Annotated in this window: 12 protein-coding genes and 1 tRNA gene; 8 read left to right on the forward strand and 5 right to left on the reverse strand. The window is 70.2% G+C overall.

Translation table 11 applies throughout. From position 1 onward, the window contains the following. The first annotated feature begins 25 nt into the window (after positions 1-25). On the forward strand, positions 26-1,492 hold the full coding sequence (locus RAC81_RS09815) for an NAD-dependent succinate-semialdehyde dehydrogenase (RefSeq protein WP_375082180.1): 1,467 nt from the start codon (positions 26-28) through the stop codon (positions 1,490-1,492). A gap of 23 nt (positions 1,493-1,515) precedes the next feature. After that, positions 1,516-2,880 carry an NAD-dependent succinate-semialdehyde dehydrogenase gene (locus tag RAC81_RS09820; protein ID WP_375082181.1) on the forward strand — a complete coding sequence of 455 codons (1,365 nt, stop codon included), beginning with the start codon at positions 1,516-1,518 and terminating at the stop codon, positions 2,878-2,880. A 62-nt stretch (positions 2,881-2,942) separates the two neighbouring features. On the opposite strand, the gene RAC81_RS09825 is transcribed toward RAC81_RS09820, so the two are convergent. From RAC81_RS09825 to RAC81_RS09835, 3 genes are all read right to left on the reverse strand, one after another. Next, positions 2,943-3,596 (reverse strand): response regulator, encoded by a 654-nt coding sequence (locus RAC81_RS09825; protein ID WP_375082182.1) that lies wholly within the window; start codon positions 3,594-3,596, stop codon positions 2,943-2,945. Continuing rightward, entirely contained in the window at positions 3,587-4,693 is a 1,107-nt protein-coding gene (locus tag RAC81_RS09830; RefSeq protein WP_375082183.1) for a sensor histidine kinase, read from the reverse strand. Before RAC81_RS09830 ends, RAC81_RS09825 begins: the two co-directional genes overlap by 10 nt. A gap of 69 nt (positions 4,694-4,762) precedes the next feature. After that, positions 4,763-5,419, reverse strand: coding sequence for a DedA family protein (locus RAC81_RS09835; RefSeq protein ID WP_375082184.1), 657 nt, complete (start codon positions 5,417-5,419; stop codon positions 4,763-4,765). Between the two features lie 205 nt (positions 5,420-5,624). Here RAC81_RS09835 and poxB point away from each other — a divergent pair, with 205 nt between their 5' ends. Continuing rightward, positions 5,625-7,349: a ubiquinone-dependent pyruvate dehydrogenase gene (poxB, locus tag RAC81_RS09840; protein WP_375082185.1), complete on the forward strand. Its 1,725-nt coding sequence runs from the start codon at positions 5,625-5,627 to the stop codon at positions 7,347-7,349. Positions 7,350-7,484: 135 nt separating this feature from the next. Here the strand turns inward: poxB and RAC81_RS09845 are convergent, their stop codons facing one another. Both RAC81_RS09845 and RAC81_RS09850 read right to left on the reverse strand, forming a co-directional pair. Beyond that, positions 7,485-10,283, reverse strand: a complete 2,799-nt coding sequence (locus RAC81_RS09845; protein WP_375082186.1) for a hypothetical protein — start codon at positions 10,281-10,283, stop codon at positions 7,485-7,487. A 61-nt stretch (positions 10,284-10,344) separates the two neighbouring features. Continuing rightward, positions 10,345-12,168: an HSP90 family protein gene (locus RAC81_RS09850; protein WP_375082187.1), complete on the reverse strand. Its 1,824-nt coding sequence runs from the start codon at positions 12,166-12,168 to the stop codon at positions 10,345-10,347. A 190-nt stretch (positions 12,169-12,358) separates the two neighbouring features. On the opposite strand from RAC81_RS09850, the gene RAC81_RS09855 reads away from it, so the two are divergent. The 5 genes from RAC81_RS09855 to rplA all read left to right on the forward strand — a co-directional run bounded on the left by RAC81_RS09855 (position 12,359) and on the right by rplA (position 15,206). Then, positions 12,359-12,431 (forward strand) — tRNA-Trp (locus RAC81_RS09855). A gap of 40 nt (positions 12,432-12,471) precedes the next feature. Continuing rightward, entirely contained in the window at positions 12,472-12,747 is a 276-nt protein-coding gene (gene secE / locus RAC81_RS09860; protein ID WP_096715139.1) for a preprotein translocase subunit SecE, read from the forward strand. A 40-nt stretch (positions 12,748-12,787) separates the two neighbouring features. Then, positions 12,788-13,882, forward strand: a complete 1,095-nt coding sequence (gene nusG, locus RAC81_RS09865) for a transcription termination/antitermination protein NusG (protein WP_375082188.1) — start codon at positions 12,788-12,790, stop codon at positions 13,880-13,882. Positions 13,883-14,073: 191 nt separating this feature from the next. After that, positions 14,074-14,505, forward strand: coding sequence for a 50S ribosomal protein L11 (gene rplK / locus RAC81_RS09870; RefSeq protein WP_025102337.1), 432 nt, complete (start codon positions 14,074-14,076; stop codon positions 14,503-14,505). An 11-nt stretch (positions 14,506-14,516) separates the two neighbouring features. Then, positions 14,517-15,206 (forward strand): 50S ribosomal protein L1, encoded by a 690-nt coding sequence (gene rplA, locus RAC81_RS09875; protein WP_375082189.1) that lies wholly within the window; start codon positions 14,517-14,519, stop codon positions 15,204-15,206. Positions 15,207-15,211 lie beyond the last annotated feature (5 nt).

Below are 15,211 nucleotides of genomic sequence, written 5' to 3' on the forward strand. Positions count from 1 at the left end.
CCTACGCCCCACAGAGAGAGAACCCATGAGCACTCAGACAGAGCAGGCGCTGCTCGACAGCATCCCCACCGGCCTCTTCATCGGCGGCGAGTGGATCGACGGCGAGACCGGCGCGACCTTCGACGTCATCGACCCCTCGACGGGAGACGTGATCCGCACGATCGCCGACGCGACGCCGGCCGACGGCATCCGCGCCCTCGACGCCGCGGTCGCCGCGCAGGACGCCTGGGCGGCGACCGCGCCGCGCACCCGGAGCGAGATCCTTCGCAAGGCCTTCGACCTCGTGCAGGAGCACAAGGAGGACCTCGCGCTGCTGATGACCCTCGAGATGGGCAAGCCGCTCGCCGAGGCGCGCGGCGAGGTCGTCTACGGCGGCGAGTTCCTTCGCTGGTTCAGCGAGGAGGCCGTGCGCATCAGCGGCCGCTACGGCATCAACCCCGAGGGCACCGGCCACATGGTCGTCTCGCAGCGTCCCGTCGGCCCGTCGTTCTTCGTGACCCCGTGGAACTTCCCGTTCGCGATGGCGACCCGCAAGATCGCGCCCGCGCTCGCCGCCGGCTGCACGGTCGTCATCAAGCCCCCGGCACTCACCCCGCTGACGACGATCTTCTTCACGAAGCTGCTCGAGGAGGCAGGTCTCCCGAAGGGCGTCGTCAACGTCGTGCAGACCTCCAAGTCGTCGGCGCTCTCCGCCCCCATCATCGCCGACCCGCGGCTGCGCAAGCTGTCGTTCACGGGCTCGACCGAGGTGGGCCGCAAGCTCATCGCCCAGGCCGCCGAGGGTGTGCTGCGCGTCTCGATGGAGCTCGGCGGCAACGCGCCGTTCGTGGTCTTCGACGACGCCGATCTCGACAAGGCCGTGGAGGGCGCGCTGCTGGCGAAGTTCCGCAACATCGGCCAGGCCTGCACGGCCGCCAACCGCTTCATCGTGCACCAGGACGTCGCGGACGAGTTCGCGAAGCGCGTCACCGAGCGCGTGCAGGCGATGAAGGTCGGCCGCGGCACAGAGGACGGCGTCGCCATCGGCCCGCTCATCGACGAGGATGCCGTCGCGAAGGCCGAGGAGCTCGTGGGCGACGCCGTGGAGCGCGGCGCCACACTGCTCGCGGGAGGCAAGGCGCTGGAGGGCGTCGGCACCTACTACGAGCCCACCGTGCTCACCGATGTCGTGCCCGGCTCGGCGATCCTGCGCGAGGAGATCTTCGGCCCGGTGCTCGCGATCTCGACCTTCGCGACCGAGGAGGAGGCCGTGCGCCTCGCGAACGACACCGAGTACGGACTGGTGTCGTACGTGTTCACGGAGAACCTGCAGCGCGGTCAGCGGATGATCGACGGCCTCGAGACGGGCATGATGGGACTGAACGTGGGCGTCGTGTCGAACGCGGCGGCTCCCTTCGGCGGCGTCAAGCAGTCGGGTGTCGGCCGAGAGGGCGGCTTCGAGGGCATCCACGAGTACCTGTCCACCAAGTACACCCTGATCCCGGTCTCCTGACCGAGCCGAAGGAGGACGAAATCATGACCGACTACGCCGTCATCAACCCCGCCACCGGAGAGACGCTGAAGTCCTTCGACACGTTCACCGACGCACAGATCGAGGAGGCCGTCGCAGCGGCGGACCGCGCGCACCGCGAGTGGTCGCGCTCGTCGACCGTCGCCGAGCGCGCCGCCCTCATCCGTCGGATGGCCGAGCTGCACCGCGAGCGCCGCGAGGAGCTCGCCGACGTGTTCGTGCGCGAGATGGGCAAGCCACGCGAGGCCGCGCTCGGAGAGGTCGACTTCGCGGCCGACATCGCCGAGTACTACGCCGACCAGGCCGAGGCCATCATGGCCGATCAGCCGATCGACATCCTCGGAGACGGCTCGGCGATCATCCGCCGTTCGTCGCTCGGACCGCTCGTCGGCATCATGCCGTGGAACTTCCCGGCGTACCAGATCGTGCGCTTCGCGGCCCCGAACCTGATCGTCGGCAACACGATCCTGCTGAAGCCCGCACCGCAGTGCCCCGAGTCGTCGTCGGCGATCGCCGCGATCTACCGCGACGCGGGCTTCCCGGAGGGCGCCTATCAGAACGTGCTCGCCACGAACGAGCAGATCGCGACGATGATCGCCGACCCGCGCGTGCAGGGCGTGTCGCTCACGGGCTCGGAGCGCGCCGGTGCCGCCGTCGCCGAGATCGCCGGTCGCAACCTGAAGAAGGTCGCGCTCGAGCTCGGCGGATCCGACCCGTTCATCGTGCTATCGACCGACGACCTGGATGCCACCGTGCAGGCGGGCGTCGACGCGCGCCTCGACAACAACGGCCAGGCGTGCAACGGCGCCAAGCGGTTCATCATCGTCGACGACCTGTACGACGCGTTCGTCGAGAAGTTCACCGCCGCTATGGCGGCGGTCGAGGCGACCGACCCCATGCTCGACGACACCGTGCTGGGCCCCGTCTCCTCCGAGACGGCGGCCCAGAACCTGCAGAAGCAGATCGACACGGCCGTCGAGCAGGGCGCGACGCTGCTGACCGGCGGCACGCGCGACGGGGCGTTCTTCGCGCCGACCGTGCTCGCCGACGTCACGCCCGAGATGGACGTGTACCGCGAGGAGCTCTTCGGCCCCGCGGCGGTCGTCTACCGCGTCGCCGACGAGGACGCCGCTGTCGCGCTCGCGAACGACACGACCTTCGGCCTCGGCTCGTACGTCTTCACGACCGACGAGGCGCAGGCCGAGCGGGTGGCCGACAAGATCGAGGCGGGCATGGTCTACGTCAACCTCGTGCTGGCGGACAGCCCCGAACTGCCGTTCGGCGGCATCAAGCGCAGCGGCACGGCGCGCGAGCTCGGCCACCTCGCCGCCGACGAGTTCGTCAACAAGAAGCTCATCCGCATCGGCTGACGCGGACGGAGAGGGGCGGATGCTGCGGCATCCGCCCCTCTCTCACCGTCCGCGAGGTCTCGTCAATCCGCGAGGTCGAGGTACGCGAGCACGGCCAGAACGCGGCGGTTGACGGCCGAGCCGGATGCGACGCCGAGCTTCGTGAAGATCGTGTTGATGTGCTTCTCGACGCCGCTCTGACTCATGTACAGCCGCTCGGCGATGCCGGCGTTGCTGTGGCCCTCGGCGATCAGCTCGAGCACGGCTGCCTCCCGCTCGCTGAGCTCGCCCATGCGCTGACCGGGGCCCGACCGGTCGGCGATCAGGCGGCTGATCACCTCGGGATCGAAAGCGACCCCGCCGTCGGCGATCCGCACGATCGCGTCGAGGAAGCCGGCGATGTCGGAGACGCGGTCCTTCAGCAGATACCCGACCCCGCCGCGGCCGTCGAGCAGCAGCTCGCTCGCATAGCGGCGCTCGACGTGCTGCGAGAGCACGAGCACCGCCACACCGGGGTGGTCTCGACGGATGCGGAGAGCGGCCCGGATGCCCTCGTCGACGAAGTCGGGCGGCATCCGCACGTCGACGATCACGAGGTCCGGCGCGTCGGCCGCGATCGCGGCGAGGAGGGCGTCCGCATCGCCGACGGATGCCGTCACGACGTGCCCCTCGGCGACCAGCAGCTGGGCGATGCCCTCGCGCAGCAGCGTCGAGTCCTCGGCGATGGCTATCCGCACGGGATCACCGCCTCGACCACGGTCGGTCCGCCCACCGGGCTGTGCACCCGCAGCCGGCCGTCGCGCGCCGCCACCCGGGACGCTATCCCCGAGAGCCCGGTGCCCGCGGCATCCGCCCCGCCGACGCCGTCGTCCTCGACGCGGACCGACAGCAGCCCGTCGCCGCTGCGCACGCGGATCGTGATCGATGCGGCATCCGCGTGCTTGATCGCGTTCGTCACCGCCTCGCTCGCGACGAAGTAGGCGGCGGTCTCGGCCGCTCGGTCGGCGATCGGCGCCGCCTCGACATCGAGGTGCACGGGCATGGCCACGCGGTCGCGCAGGGCACGCAGCGCCACCGCCAGTCCGTCCCGCTGCAGCATCTCGGGGTACGTGCGCCACGCGACGTCGCGCAGGTCGTCGAGGATGTTCTGGGTCTCGTCGCGCGCGGTGCGCAGCAGAGCCGCGCCCTCGGCGGGATCCGAACGCTCCACCCTCGCGAGCAGGATCGACAGCGCCACCACCCGCTGCTGCACGCCGTCGTGGATGTCGCGTTCGATGCGCCGTCGCTCGGAGTCGACGGCGTCGACGACCTCGTCGAGGGTCGTGTGTAGTCGCACCACCTCCTGCGACAGCTCGCCGGCGCCCGGCCGCTGGAACGCGTCCCAGACGCGGCGTTCGAGCCAGGCGATGCCGCCGAGGCCCGAGAGCGCGAGGAACAGCAGCACCAGCCCCGGCGCGACGAAGAGGCCGACCGTCGCCCAGGTCACGCGCCCCGGCCGGGCGCTGAACAGAGCCACCGGGCCGCCGGTCGCGGCGGCGACGAGCATCTGGATTCCGACGACGACACCCGCGGCGATGAGGGCGAGGATGCAGAGCACGACCAGCTGCAGCAGCGCCGAGAGGGCGAGCAGACCTCTGGTGCGGCGGGCCGGCGGGACGCGGCGGGGGATGCCGTCCATCCACGTGAGTCGGGTGGCGAGGGCGTCGAGCACCGTCGGCGCCGGGCGACGCGGTGTCGTCACGACCGCGACGAGCGTCGAGGGAAGCATCGCGATCCCGGCGGCGGTGCCGCCCAGCATCCGCAGCACATCGCGCACGATCGGCCGGGACGTCATGAGTCCATTGTGCCGGTCAGGCGACGCTTTCGAATCGCGCGACTGGCAACCTTCGGGCGGCGAAAATGGTCATTTGCGCGATTCGACGGTGGCGGCGGGAGTGCCCTGCACCCGCTGACGCACGCGCAGCACGACGAAGAGCGACACGGCGGCGATGACCGCGGCGACCACGACGAGCTGCAGACCGTCGGCGTACTGCTCGATGCGGTGCCACTGCTCGCCGAGCAGGAACCCCGCCATCACGAACACCGTGTTCCAGATCGCGCTGCCGGCCGCCGTCAGGAGCGTGAAGCGCAGCAGCGGCATCCGCTGGATCCCCGCGGGAATCGAGATGAGGCTGCGGAAGATGGGGATCATGCGACCAAAGAACACCGCCTTCGAGCCGTGCTTCGCGAACCACGCCTCGGCGCGATCGACGTCGCTGACCTTCATGAGGGGCATCCGGTCGACGATCCGCCGCAGCCGCGCGGGGCCGAGCCAGGCGCCGATGCCGTACAGCGCGAGCGCGCCGACGACCGAGCCCACCGTCGTCCACACCAGGACCTGCCACAGCACGATCGAGCCCTGGCTGGCGGTGAACCCGGCGAGCGGCAGGATCACCTCGCTGGGGATCGGCGGGAACAGGTTCTCGATCGCCACGGCGACACCGGCGCCGACGCTGCCGAGCGTCTCCATGAGGGCGATCGCCCAGTCCGCGAACAGGCCCAAACCCTCGGAGGTATCCATGCCATCGACGCTACGGAGCAGGACGGATGCCGTCACTGCGGCTGCCCCTCCGTCGAGGTGCGGAAAACCGGAAACCGGGCTCGTTCTCGGTTGCTTCCCTCGGCCTTGTGCGTCTCCCGCGGCCTCATTCCGACGGGATGGCCGAGCGAAGCGCACGAGGCCGAGCGAAGGCCCCGGCACCGTCGCCCGGGCGTAGGGTCGAAGCATGGCCACGGTTGCAGAGAACATCGTCAAGACACTGGGAGCCAACGGGATCGAGCGGGTGTACGGACTCCCGGGCGATTCGCTGAACGGCTTCACCGACGCGCTGCGCAAGGACGGCGGCATCCGCTGGGTCCACGTGCGCCACGAGGAATCGGCAGCCTTCGCCGCCGCAGCGGATGCCGCGCTCACGGGCGACCTGGCGGTGGTCGCCGGCTCCTGCGGCCCCGGGAACCTGCACCTCATCAACGGCCTCTACGACGCGAACCGCTCCCGCGTGCCCGTGCTCGCGATCGCCGCTCACATACCGACGAACGAGATCGGCACGGGGTACTTCCAGGAGACCCACCCGCAGGAGCTGTTCCGCGAGTGCAGCGTGTACGTCGAGTACGTCGCCGACCCGCGGCAGATGCCCCGTCTGCTCGAGATCGCGATGCGCGCGGCCATCGAGCAGCGCGGGGTCGCCGTGCTCGTGATCCCCGGCGACGTCGCACTCGCCGAGATCGCCGACGACCGCGCCGTCGTGATCGAGCGCACGCGCCCCGTCGTGACGCCGAGCCCCGACGAGCTCGAGCGCGCGGCCACGCTGCTGAACGCGTCGTCCAAGACGACGATCCTCGCCGGAGCGGGGGTCGAGGGCGCGCACGACGAGGTCGTCGCGCTGGCCGACCGGCTCGGTGCTCCGATCGTGCACGCCCTGCGCGGCAAGGAGTTCATCGAGTACGACAACCCGTTCGACGTGGGCATGACGGGACTGCTGGGCTTCGCGTCGGGGTACCGCGCCATGGAGGCGGCCGACACCCTGCTCGTGCTCGGCAGCGACTTCCCCTACGAGCAGTTCTACCCGGAGCACGCGACGACGATCCAGGTCGACATCCGCGGATCGCAGCTCGGCAAGCGGCATCCGCTCGACCTGGGCCTCGTCGGCGACGTGCGCGCGACGGTCGACGCCCTGCTGCCGCGGCTCGCCGCGAAGACCGACCGCGGGCACCTCGACGACGCGGTCGCGCACTACCGCAAGACCCGCGCGAAGCTCGACGACCTCGCGACGCCCACCAAGAAGGGGCGCCCGATCCACCCGCAGTACCTCGCCCGCGTGCTCGACGAGCAGGCGACGGATGACGCGATCTTCACGGCCGACGTCGGCTCGCCCACCGTGTGGGCCGCGCGCTACCTGTCGATGACCGAGGGACGCCGCCTGATCGGATCGTTCACGCACGGATCCATGGCCAACGCCCTGCTGCACGGCATCGGAGCGCAGGTGTCGCACCCCGACCGCCAGGTGGTCGCGCTCGCCGGGGACGGCGGGTTGGCGATGATGCTCGGGGAGCTGCTCACCGTCACCCAGAACGGGCTGCCGGTGAAGACGGTCGTGGTGAACAACTCCTCGCTGAACTTCGTCGAGCTGGAGATGAAGGCCGCCGGGTTCGTGAACTACGGCACCGGTCTCGACAACCCCAGCTTCGCCGCGATCGCCGAGGCCATGGGCATCTTCGGCCGTCGGGTCGAGAACAGCGAGGAACTGCCGGATGCCGTGCGCGAGGTGCTCGCACACGACGGCCCCGCTCTGCTCGACGTGGTGACCGAGCGCCAGGAGCTCTCGATGCCACCCGCGATCGAGGCCGCACAGGTCAAGGGCTTCGCGCTGTACGCGATCCGCACCGTCATGTCGGGCCGTGGCGACGAGCTGCTCGACCTCGCCAGGGCCAACTGGCGCCAGTTCCTCTGACGCCGCGTCGCGGCATCCGCACCCTCGACTTCTTGCGTGCCCCTCGCGCGGAGAGATGCGCTTCCCTCGGACGATCTGCAGCAGAACAACCGAAAGAAGCGCGTTTCTCCGAGGGAAGAGCAGGGATGCCGCGACTCAGCTGTCGAGCTGCGCCCGCACCTCGGCGGCCTCGGTGTGACGCCCGAGTCCCTCGAGCACGTCGCCGAGCTCGAGCGCGGCGACCTGCAGGAGGGGCGGGTGTCCCGCGGCGTGCTCGATGACCGTGCGGTAGATCGCCACGGCATCCTCTGAGCGCTCGTGCGACGCGAGCAGTCGCGCGGCGAAGAGCTCCGAGCCGCCCGCCGAGCCGAGGTCGCCGAGCTCCGCGAAGCCGTCGGCGGCCGTCAGGGCCGATGACACGGCCTCATCGGTGCGGCCGAACGAGGCGAGCGCACGGGCACGGGAGTCCTGTACGTCGGCGGCCAGCCAGCCCGCGTCGTGCTCCCGGGCCAGCGCGGCGACCTCGTCGAGCAGCGCGAAGGCGCGTTCGTCGTGCTGAGCGCCGTACGCCTGCCCCAGGTTGTGCAGCACCTCGACCCGCGCGCCGACGGCGTCCGGCACGGCCCGGACGATCTCGGCCGCTGACTCGAGGTCGACGATCGCGGCGTCGTGCTCCTCGAAGCGGGCGAGGATCTTGGCGCGCTCGGTGAGCGAGACGGCCTGATCGGCCGGCTCCTCGCCCTCGCCGAACAGCTCGGCGGCGTAGCCGTAGGCGCCGACGGCCTGTCCGAACTCGCCGGCGCCTGCCAGGGCGCGGGCGAGCAGCGAGGCGGTCATGCCACGGGACGCCGCGTGCACCTCCGCCTGCTCCTCGCGCTCCAGCACCTGACCGAAGAGCTCGGCGGCCTCGGGAGCGTCGCCCTGTGCGAGCATGGCGCGCGCGAGGCGGAAATCCGCGCCGACCTGATCCCCGCCCTCCTGTGCGGCGATGCGAGACGTCACCCGGTAGCGGGCCACGGCCTTGTCCGGCTCGCCGGCGTCCTCCCAGAGCGCACCGGCCAGCAGATGCGCGGTGCCGAGAGCCCGGGTGGCTCCGAGCCCGGCCAGCAGTCGGCACGCCTCATCGGCATCCGCCGCGCCCTCCACGAAAGCCTCCTGCCCGCCGCGCACGCGCGCCCTGGTCTGCAGCGCCTGAGCGCGATGTCCGTCGCTCAGGTCGTCCTGCGCGAGGAGCCGATCGAGCAGGGCCGTCGCCGCCTCCACGTCGCCCTTCTGCAGCATGGACGCGATCGCGATGAGCGTGGTCGTGTTCGACAGTCGTGCGTCGCCGGCCTCGGCGAACGCCCGCGCCGCGAGTTCGGCGAGGTCGAGCGCGGCGTCCGGCTCCTCGGCGTGCATGTGCAGGGAGGCGCGGCTGATCGCCAGGTCGCCGCGCGACCATGCGGGAAGTGCGTCGGATGCCGCGAGCGCGTCCTCGAGCGCGGCCACCGTCTCGGGAGTGTTCAGGCCGAAGGTCGCGAGGCCCAGGCGCTGCTCGAGATCGGCCTGCTCGTGGCGTCCGGCCGCTCGCAGCGCCTCGATGCGCGCGGGCAGGAGGTCGGCCGCCTCGTCGGCGCGATCGAGCGCGACGAGGATGCCGAGGCGCATCGAGATGAGCTGTGCGACCTTCGCGGGATCCTCGACGGCCAGCGCCTTCGGCAGGGCCTGCAGCGTCTCGTGCTCTGCGCCGAACTGCGCGAGGTTCATGGCGCGGTCGAACCAGCCGTCGGCATCCGTCGGGGTCGCCGCATCGGCGGTCGCGACGAACGCGTCCGACCGGATCGGCACGTCGTACCGCTCGCCCTCGAGCGCGCGGAGCCGCGCGATGCTGCGCGCGTGGCCGTCGCTGCCGTCGCGGCGGTCGAAGTCCGCGCCGATGCGCTCGGCGGCGGCCCATGCCGTGGCGGCGAGGTCGGCGGCGCTCCACTGCCCCTCGTGCGGTCCGAAGAACGCCTCCAGCGCCGGGGTCTCCGCTCCCCGCACGGGGGTGTCGCCGTGTCCCGCGAGCGTGACCCGGTCGAGCGCGAAGGCGATCGCGCCCAGCGCGGCGAAGTGGGCGTCGACGTTGAGCCCGTCATGCGCGAGCCAGCCGATGTGGCGCTCGACGAGGGCGAGGGCGCGGGCCTCGTTCCCGGTGATCGCGGCGAACACGAGGTTGTTCGCGACGATGCGCAGGTTGTCGGGGTTGTCCTTCGCGAGGCGGTAGCTGCGGAGGTGCGCGCTCTTCGCCTCGTCGAAGCGGCCGGCGCGCAGGTAGGGCAGGAGCACGCGCGACAGGGCGTGCTCCGGCTCCTCGCCGCAGGAGTACCCGCCCTCGAGCATCTCCTCGACGAGTCGGATCGCCTCGGCATCCCGATCCGTGTCCGCGAAGAACCCCGCGAACTGGCTGCGTCCGCAGGCATCGCAGTGGCTGTGCTCGTCGCGGGGCGTCGCCTCCAGGCGCACGCGCAGGGCTTCCGCGTCGTCCATCCTTCCGGCGTCCCACGCATCCTCGAAGCGCGCGGTGAGCACGCCGCTGAGGCCGAGGCCGCCCGCGCGGTAGTGGGTCTCCATGTCGTCGAGCACCGCGGCGATCTGCTCGCCGGAGAACGCCGGAGACGACCGCAGCGCCGACGCCATCCACTTGAACTGCCACATCAGGTCGGCGCCGCCGTAGTCGAGGTCGGCGGGGAACCGCTGCGGGTCGGCGTCGTGCCTGGCGAGGCACCACGCGAAGGAGTTCAGCATCACGTCGGTGGCGCCGTTCATGTTCGCCGACGCCGTCTGCCGCATCCGTGCCTCGTACTCGAGGCGCTCGTCGCCGAGCTCGACGGCGAGGGCGACGGCCTCTGCGACGAGCGCCTGCTCGGCCGGGCCCCACGGGGTGCGGTCGATCTCCTCGATGAGCTGCTGGAAGCGCTTCTGCGGACGTGCCATGGTGGCCCCTTCGGACGGGTCGGTGGAGACGTGCGGACGGGTGGTGGTGACGGACGGAGGCTCAGACGACGTCGTCGAACGGGACCGCGTCTCCCTCGATCCCGGCGGAGAGCGAGACGAGGTCGGTGAGCGCGGTGGTCATCAGCGCGCGATCCGCGTCGGAGAGCGGGTGGTGGCCGGCGAGAAGCGCCTGGATGTACAGCAGCTGCACGGTGCGGGCGAAGACCGCATCGTCCTGCACCCGTACGAGAGCGCGCACGACGCGGTTCGACCAGTTGAGGCAGAGGCGGGCGCTGAGGTCGTCATCGCGGGATGCCGACAGGGTCGCGTCGATGCGATCCAGCACGCCGCCCCACAGCGCACCGGTGAAGCCCTTGGTGCGACCACGGTCGAGGCGGCGGAGCACCTCGGGGTCGGCGACGTACAGCGCGGCGAGCTCCGGCTGATCGATCGACCGCACGGTCACCGAGCAGTCGGATGCCGCGAGCACCCCGCCCGCACGGGCTTCCAGCGCGACCGCGGCGTCGCGATCGTCGAGCGGGGGAGGGTCGAGGCGGTCGAGCTCCCCGCCCACGTCGACGAGCTCGACGGACACCTGCGGGTACAGGTCCGGCAGCATGCGCACGAGGTCGGCGTCGTACAGGTAGCCGCCGTTGACGAGCACCTCGGAGGCGGGTGAGATGCCGGCGACCTGCCGGAACTCGTCGACGGTCTGCGCGAAGCGGATGTGCGGGAAGCGCTCGACGAGATCGCCGATGCGCAGGGTTCCGTGGGTGGTCTCGAGCGTGAGCCACCGCGTGATGAAGCGGGCGAGCTCCTCGTCGTGGCGCACCAGAGACTTCAGCCCCACCTCGTGGATCGCGACGAACTGGGCGAGGCGATGGGGCTCTCGGAGGCCGAGATCGAGCACCCACCGGCGGATGCCGGCGCCGAGCTGCTCGCGCACGTGCTCCAGAGCGGCGTCGTCGACGAGCGACTCGCGGCTCGCGGTCGGCGCCAGGCCCGTCGAGTCGACGACGGCTCTGACGAAGAAGGCCCAGTCGGGCAGCACGTCGTCGGCGCGCTCCGACAGCAGCATCCGGCCGATGTACATGCGGGTCGCCTGCCGAGCGCCGGGAGGGGGCGCGTAGGGGAGCACGTACGCGAGGCCGCGCGTGCCGGTCGCCGGTTCGCCGATCTCGATCACGTCGAGGGGCGCGGCGCCGAGCAGGTCGCGTCCGTACTGCACCGCTGCCTCGGGGTCGGTCGCCGCGTCGAGGAATGGAGCCGCCCTCGTGATGTCGACGTCACCGCCGGGGGCGTCGATCGTGACGCGCACCGGCAGGAACTCCGCGAAGGCGGTCGCCAGCTCCCGCACGGCGGCGGGGCGCAGCAGCTCGTCGGCGTCGAACCGCGGCGCGAGGTGCACGCTCGTGCCGATCGGCAGCTCGTCGTCGATCTCGGTCACCCGGAACGTGCCGTCGGCGCTGCCGGTCCACTCCACGGCCGGTGTGCCCTTCGCGCTCCGCGAGCGGATGACGATGGTGTCGGCGACCATGAAGCAGCTGAGCAGCCCGATGCCGAACTGGCCGAGGTAGTCGCTGCGGGGCAGGTCGAAGATGTCGCGCTTCGAGCTGCGGCCGACCGTCGCGAGCAGGTCGGCGACCTCTGCCGCCGTCAGTCCGATGCCGTCGTCGCGCAGCACGAACTCGCGGCTCTCGTCGGTGAGCGGGGTGATGCGGATGCTGCCGCCGGTGCCGTCGAGCTCCCGGCGGGCCGTGACGGCGTCCCTCGCGTTCTGCAGCAGCTCGCGCAGGTACACCCGAGGACTCGAGTAGATGTGCCGGCTGAGGAGGTCGACGACCCCGCGCAGATCCACCTGGAACTGCTGCACGTCAGAGCTCACCGCATCCCCTCCCGTTGCGTCCGCCCGCCGAGCCTAGCAACAGCGCGGTCCCTCCGCCGGTTCGGCACCTGCCGACGGATGCCGTATGCTTGACCAGCAGTTGTTGTCTGCATTCTTTCGCCGTGCCCCGGCCCACACGACCGGGCCGGATGGCAGGATGGAGACGACACCCCGAGACCTCAGGGTCTCTAGGGCGGTAGCTCAATTGGCAGAGCAGCGGTCTCCAAAACCGCAGGTTGCAGGTTCGATTCCTGTCCGCCCTGCGCGTCAGCCAGGCGCTGACACACGAAAGGTACATTCAGGATGGATCAGGACGAACCGCGCGGCGAGGTCGTCGCGGCCGGCGCCACCCGAGAGAAGACGGGCAACCCCATCTCCCGTTTCTTCGGGAGCATCGCCCTGTTCTTCCGTCAGGTCATCGCAGAGCTTCGCAAGGTCGTCACTCCGACCCGCAAGGAACTGTTCAAGTTCACCGCGGTGGTGCTCGTCTTCGTTCTGATCGTCATGGGCATCGTCTACGGGCTGGACACCTTGTTCGCGTGGCTGACGCACATCGTGTTCGGAGTTCCGGACGCTTGACGCCCTGCGGCCCTGGTCGCAGTGATTGGAAAGAAACACCGTGTCTGAACGATATTCCGACGACGCCGACTGGGCGACCGCTGCCGAGCAGTCCAGCGAGGAGGACGAGGCCCAGGAGGGCAACGTCCTCGCCGCAGAGGAGTTCTCCGTGACGTCCGCCGAGCACGTGGCTCTCCACGTCGAGGACGTGGACGGCGACGACGAGACCGGCACGGAAGAAGACACCGACATCGACATCGACGACCCGGAGGCGGATGCGATCGTGAACGACGCTCTCAACCTGGACGAAGCGGCTGAGACCGAGGCTGCCGCTGAGGTCCTCAACGACGCTGTGGCAGAAGAGACCGCAGAGCAGGAAGCGGAGGCGGCCGACGAGGTCACCCCGTACGACGGCCCCGACGTGAACGGCGAGGACGACCGCCCGGTCGCAGACGCCGACGACGCCGACGACCCCGTGGTCGCGGCCGTCGAGGCCGAGGAAGCCGCGGAGTCCGACGACGCAGGCTTCGAGGAGGACCCGTACGAGGCCTTCCGCATGGACCTGCGCATGCTCCCCGGCAAGTGGTACGTCATCCACTCGTACGCGGGCTTCGAGCGCAAGGTCAAGGCGAACATCGAGCAGCGCAAGTCGACGCTCGAGGTCGAGGACGAGATCTACCAGATCGAGGTCCCGATGGAGGACGTCGTCGAGATCAAGAACGGCCAGCGCAAGATGGTCACGCGCGTGCGCATCCCCGGCTACGTGCTGGTGCGCATGGAGCTCACGGAGGACACCTGGTCGGTCGTCCGTCACACGCCCGGTGTCACGGGCTTCGTGGGCAACGCCCACAACCCGACGCCGCTGCGTTTCGAAGAGGCCTTCAACATGCTGAAGTCGCTCGTCGAGGTCAAGGACGTGCCGACCGCCAAGAACATCGCGGCCAAGGGCGGCGTCGCCGTCGCACGTCCGCTGCCGGCCGAGGTCGACTTCGAGGTCGGCGAGACCATCACGATCAAGGAGGGCTCGTTCGCGGGTCTGCCCGGGTCGATCAGCGAGATCAAGCCCGAGAGCGGCAAGCTCACGGTTCTCGTGTCGCTCTTCGAGCGCGAGACCCCGGTCGAGCTGTCGTTCGACCAGGTCACCAAGATGATCTGACGACCGCGAGTCGCATGAAGAAGGCCGCCCCTCGGGGCGGCCTTCTCCCGTTACCGGAGAGCCCCGGGATCGGGTAGACTGTTGTGGTTTGTGCGCCGCTTTCGCGTGCGTCCAGACGACCACGGTCCGGAGATGCCGGATCTGTGGGAGAAGCGGGTGCTGTGGCATCCGATTCGATGAAAGGAAAGAGAATGGCACCGAAGAAGAAGGTGACCGGCCTGATCAAGCTTCAGATCAACGCCGGTGCAGCCAACCCGGCGCCGCCGATCGGCCCCGCGCTCGGTCAGCATGGCGTCAACATCATGGAGTTCTGCAAGGCGTACAACGCCGCGACCGAGTCGCAGCGCGGCAACGTCATCCCCGTCGAGATCACCGTCTACGAGGACCGCAGTTTCACCTTCGTCCTGAAGACCCCGCCCGCGGCGGAGCTCATCAAGAAGGCCGCCGGCGTGCAGAAGGCTTCGGCCACCCCGCACACCGTCAAGGTCGGCAAGATCACCAAGGACCAGGTCCGTCAGATCGCCGAGCAGAAGCAGGCCGACCTGAACGCGAACGACATCGAGGCCGCCTCGAAGATCATCGCCGGCACCGCCCGTTCCATGGGCATCACGGTCGAGGGCTGAGGGAGATAATCATGGCTACGAAGTCCAAGGCTTACCGCGCTGCCGCAGAGAAGATCGAGGCAGACCGTTTCTACACTCCCGCCGAGGCTGTCGCCCTGGCCAAGGAGACCGGCTCGTCGAAGTTCGACGCCACCGTCGAGGTCGCGCTGAAGCTCTCGGTCGACCCGCGCAAGGCCGACCAGATGGTGCGCGGCACCGTCATCCTGCCCCACGGCACCGGCAAGACCGCCCGCGTCATCGTGTTCGCCACCGGCCCCGCGGCCGAGGCTGCGATCGCCGCAGGCGCCGATGAGGTCGGCGGCGCCGAGCTCATCGAGAAGGTCGCCGGCGGCTGGACCGCGTTCGACGCGGCCGTCTCCACCCCGGAGCTCATGGGCCAGGTCGGTCGTCTCGGAAAGGTCCTGGGTCCGCGTGGACTCATGCCGAACCCGAAGACCGGCACGGTGACCCCGAACACGGCCAAGGCCGTCGAGGACATCAAGGGCGGAAAGATCGAGTTCCGCGTCGACAAGCACGCCAACGTGCACTTCGTCGTCGGCAAGGCCTCCTTCTCCGCCGAGCAGCTGAACGAGAACATCGACGCAGCGCTCGAGGAGATCGTCCGCCTCAAGCCGTCGAGCTCGAAGGGCCGTTACATCCAGAAGGGCGCCGTGTCGACCACGTTCGGCCCCGGCATCCCGCTGGACGTCAACGCGATCTGACGCTC

It is taken from the genome of Microbacterium sp. CR_7, assembly GCF_041954755.1.
Taxonomy (GTDB): domain Bacteria; phylum Actinomycetota; class Actinomycetes; order Actinomycetales; family Microbacteriaceae; genus Microbacterium.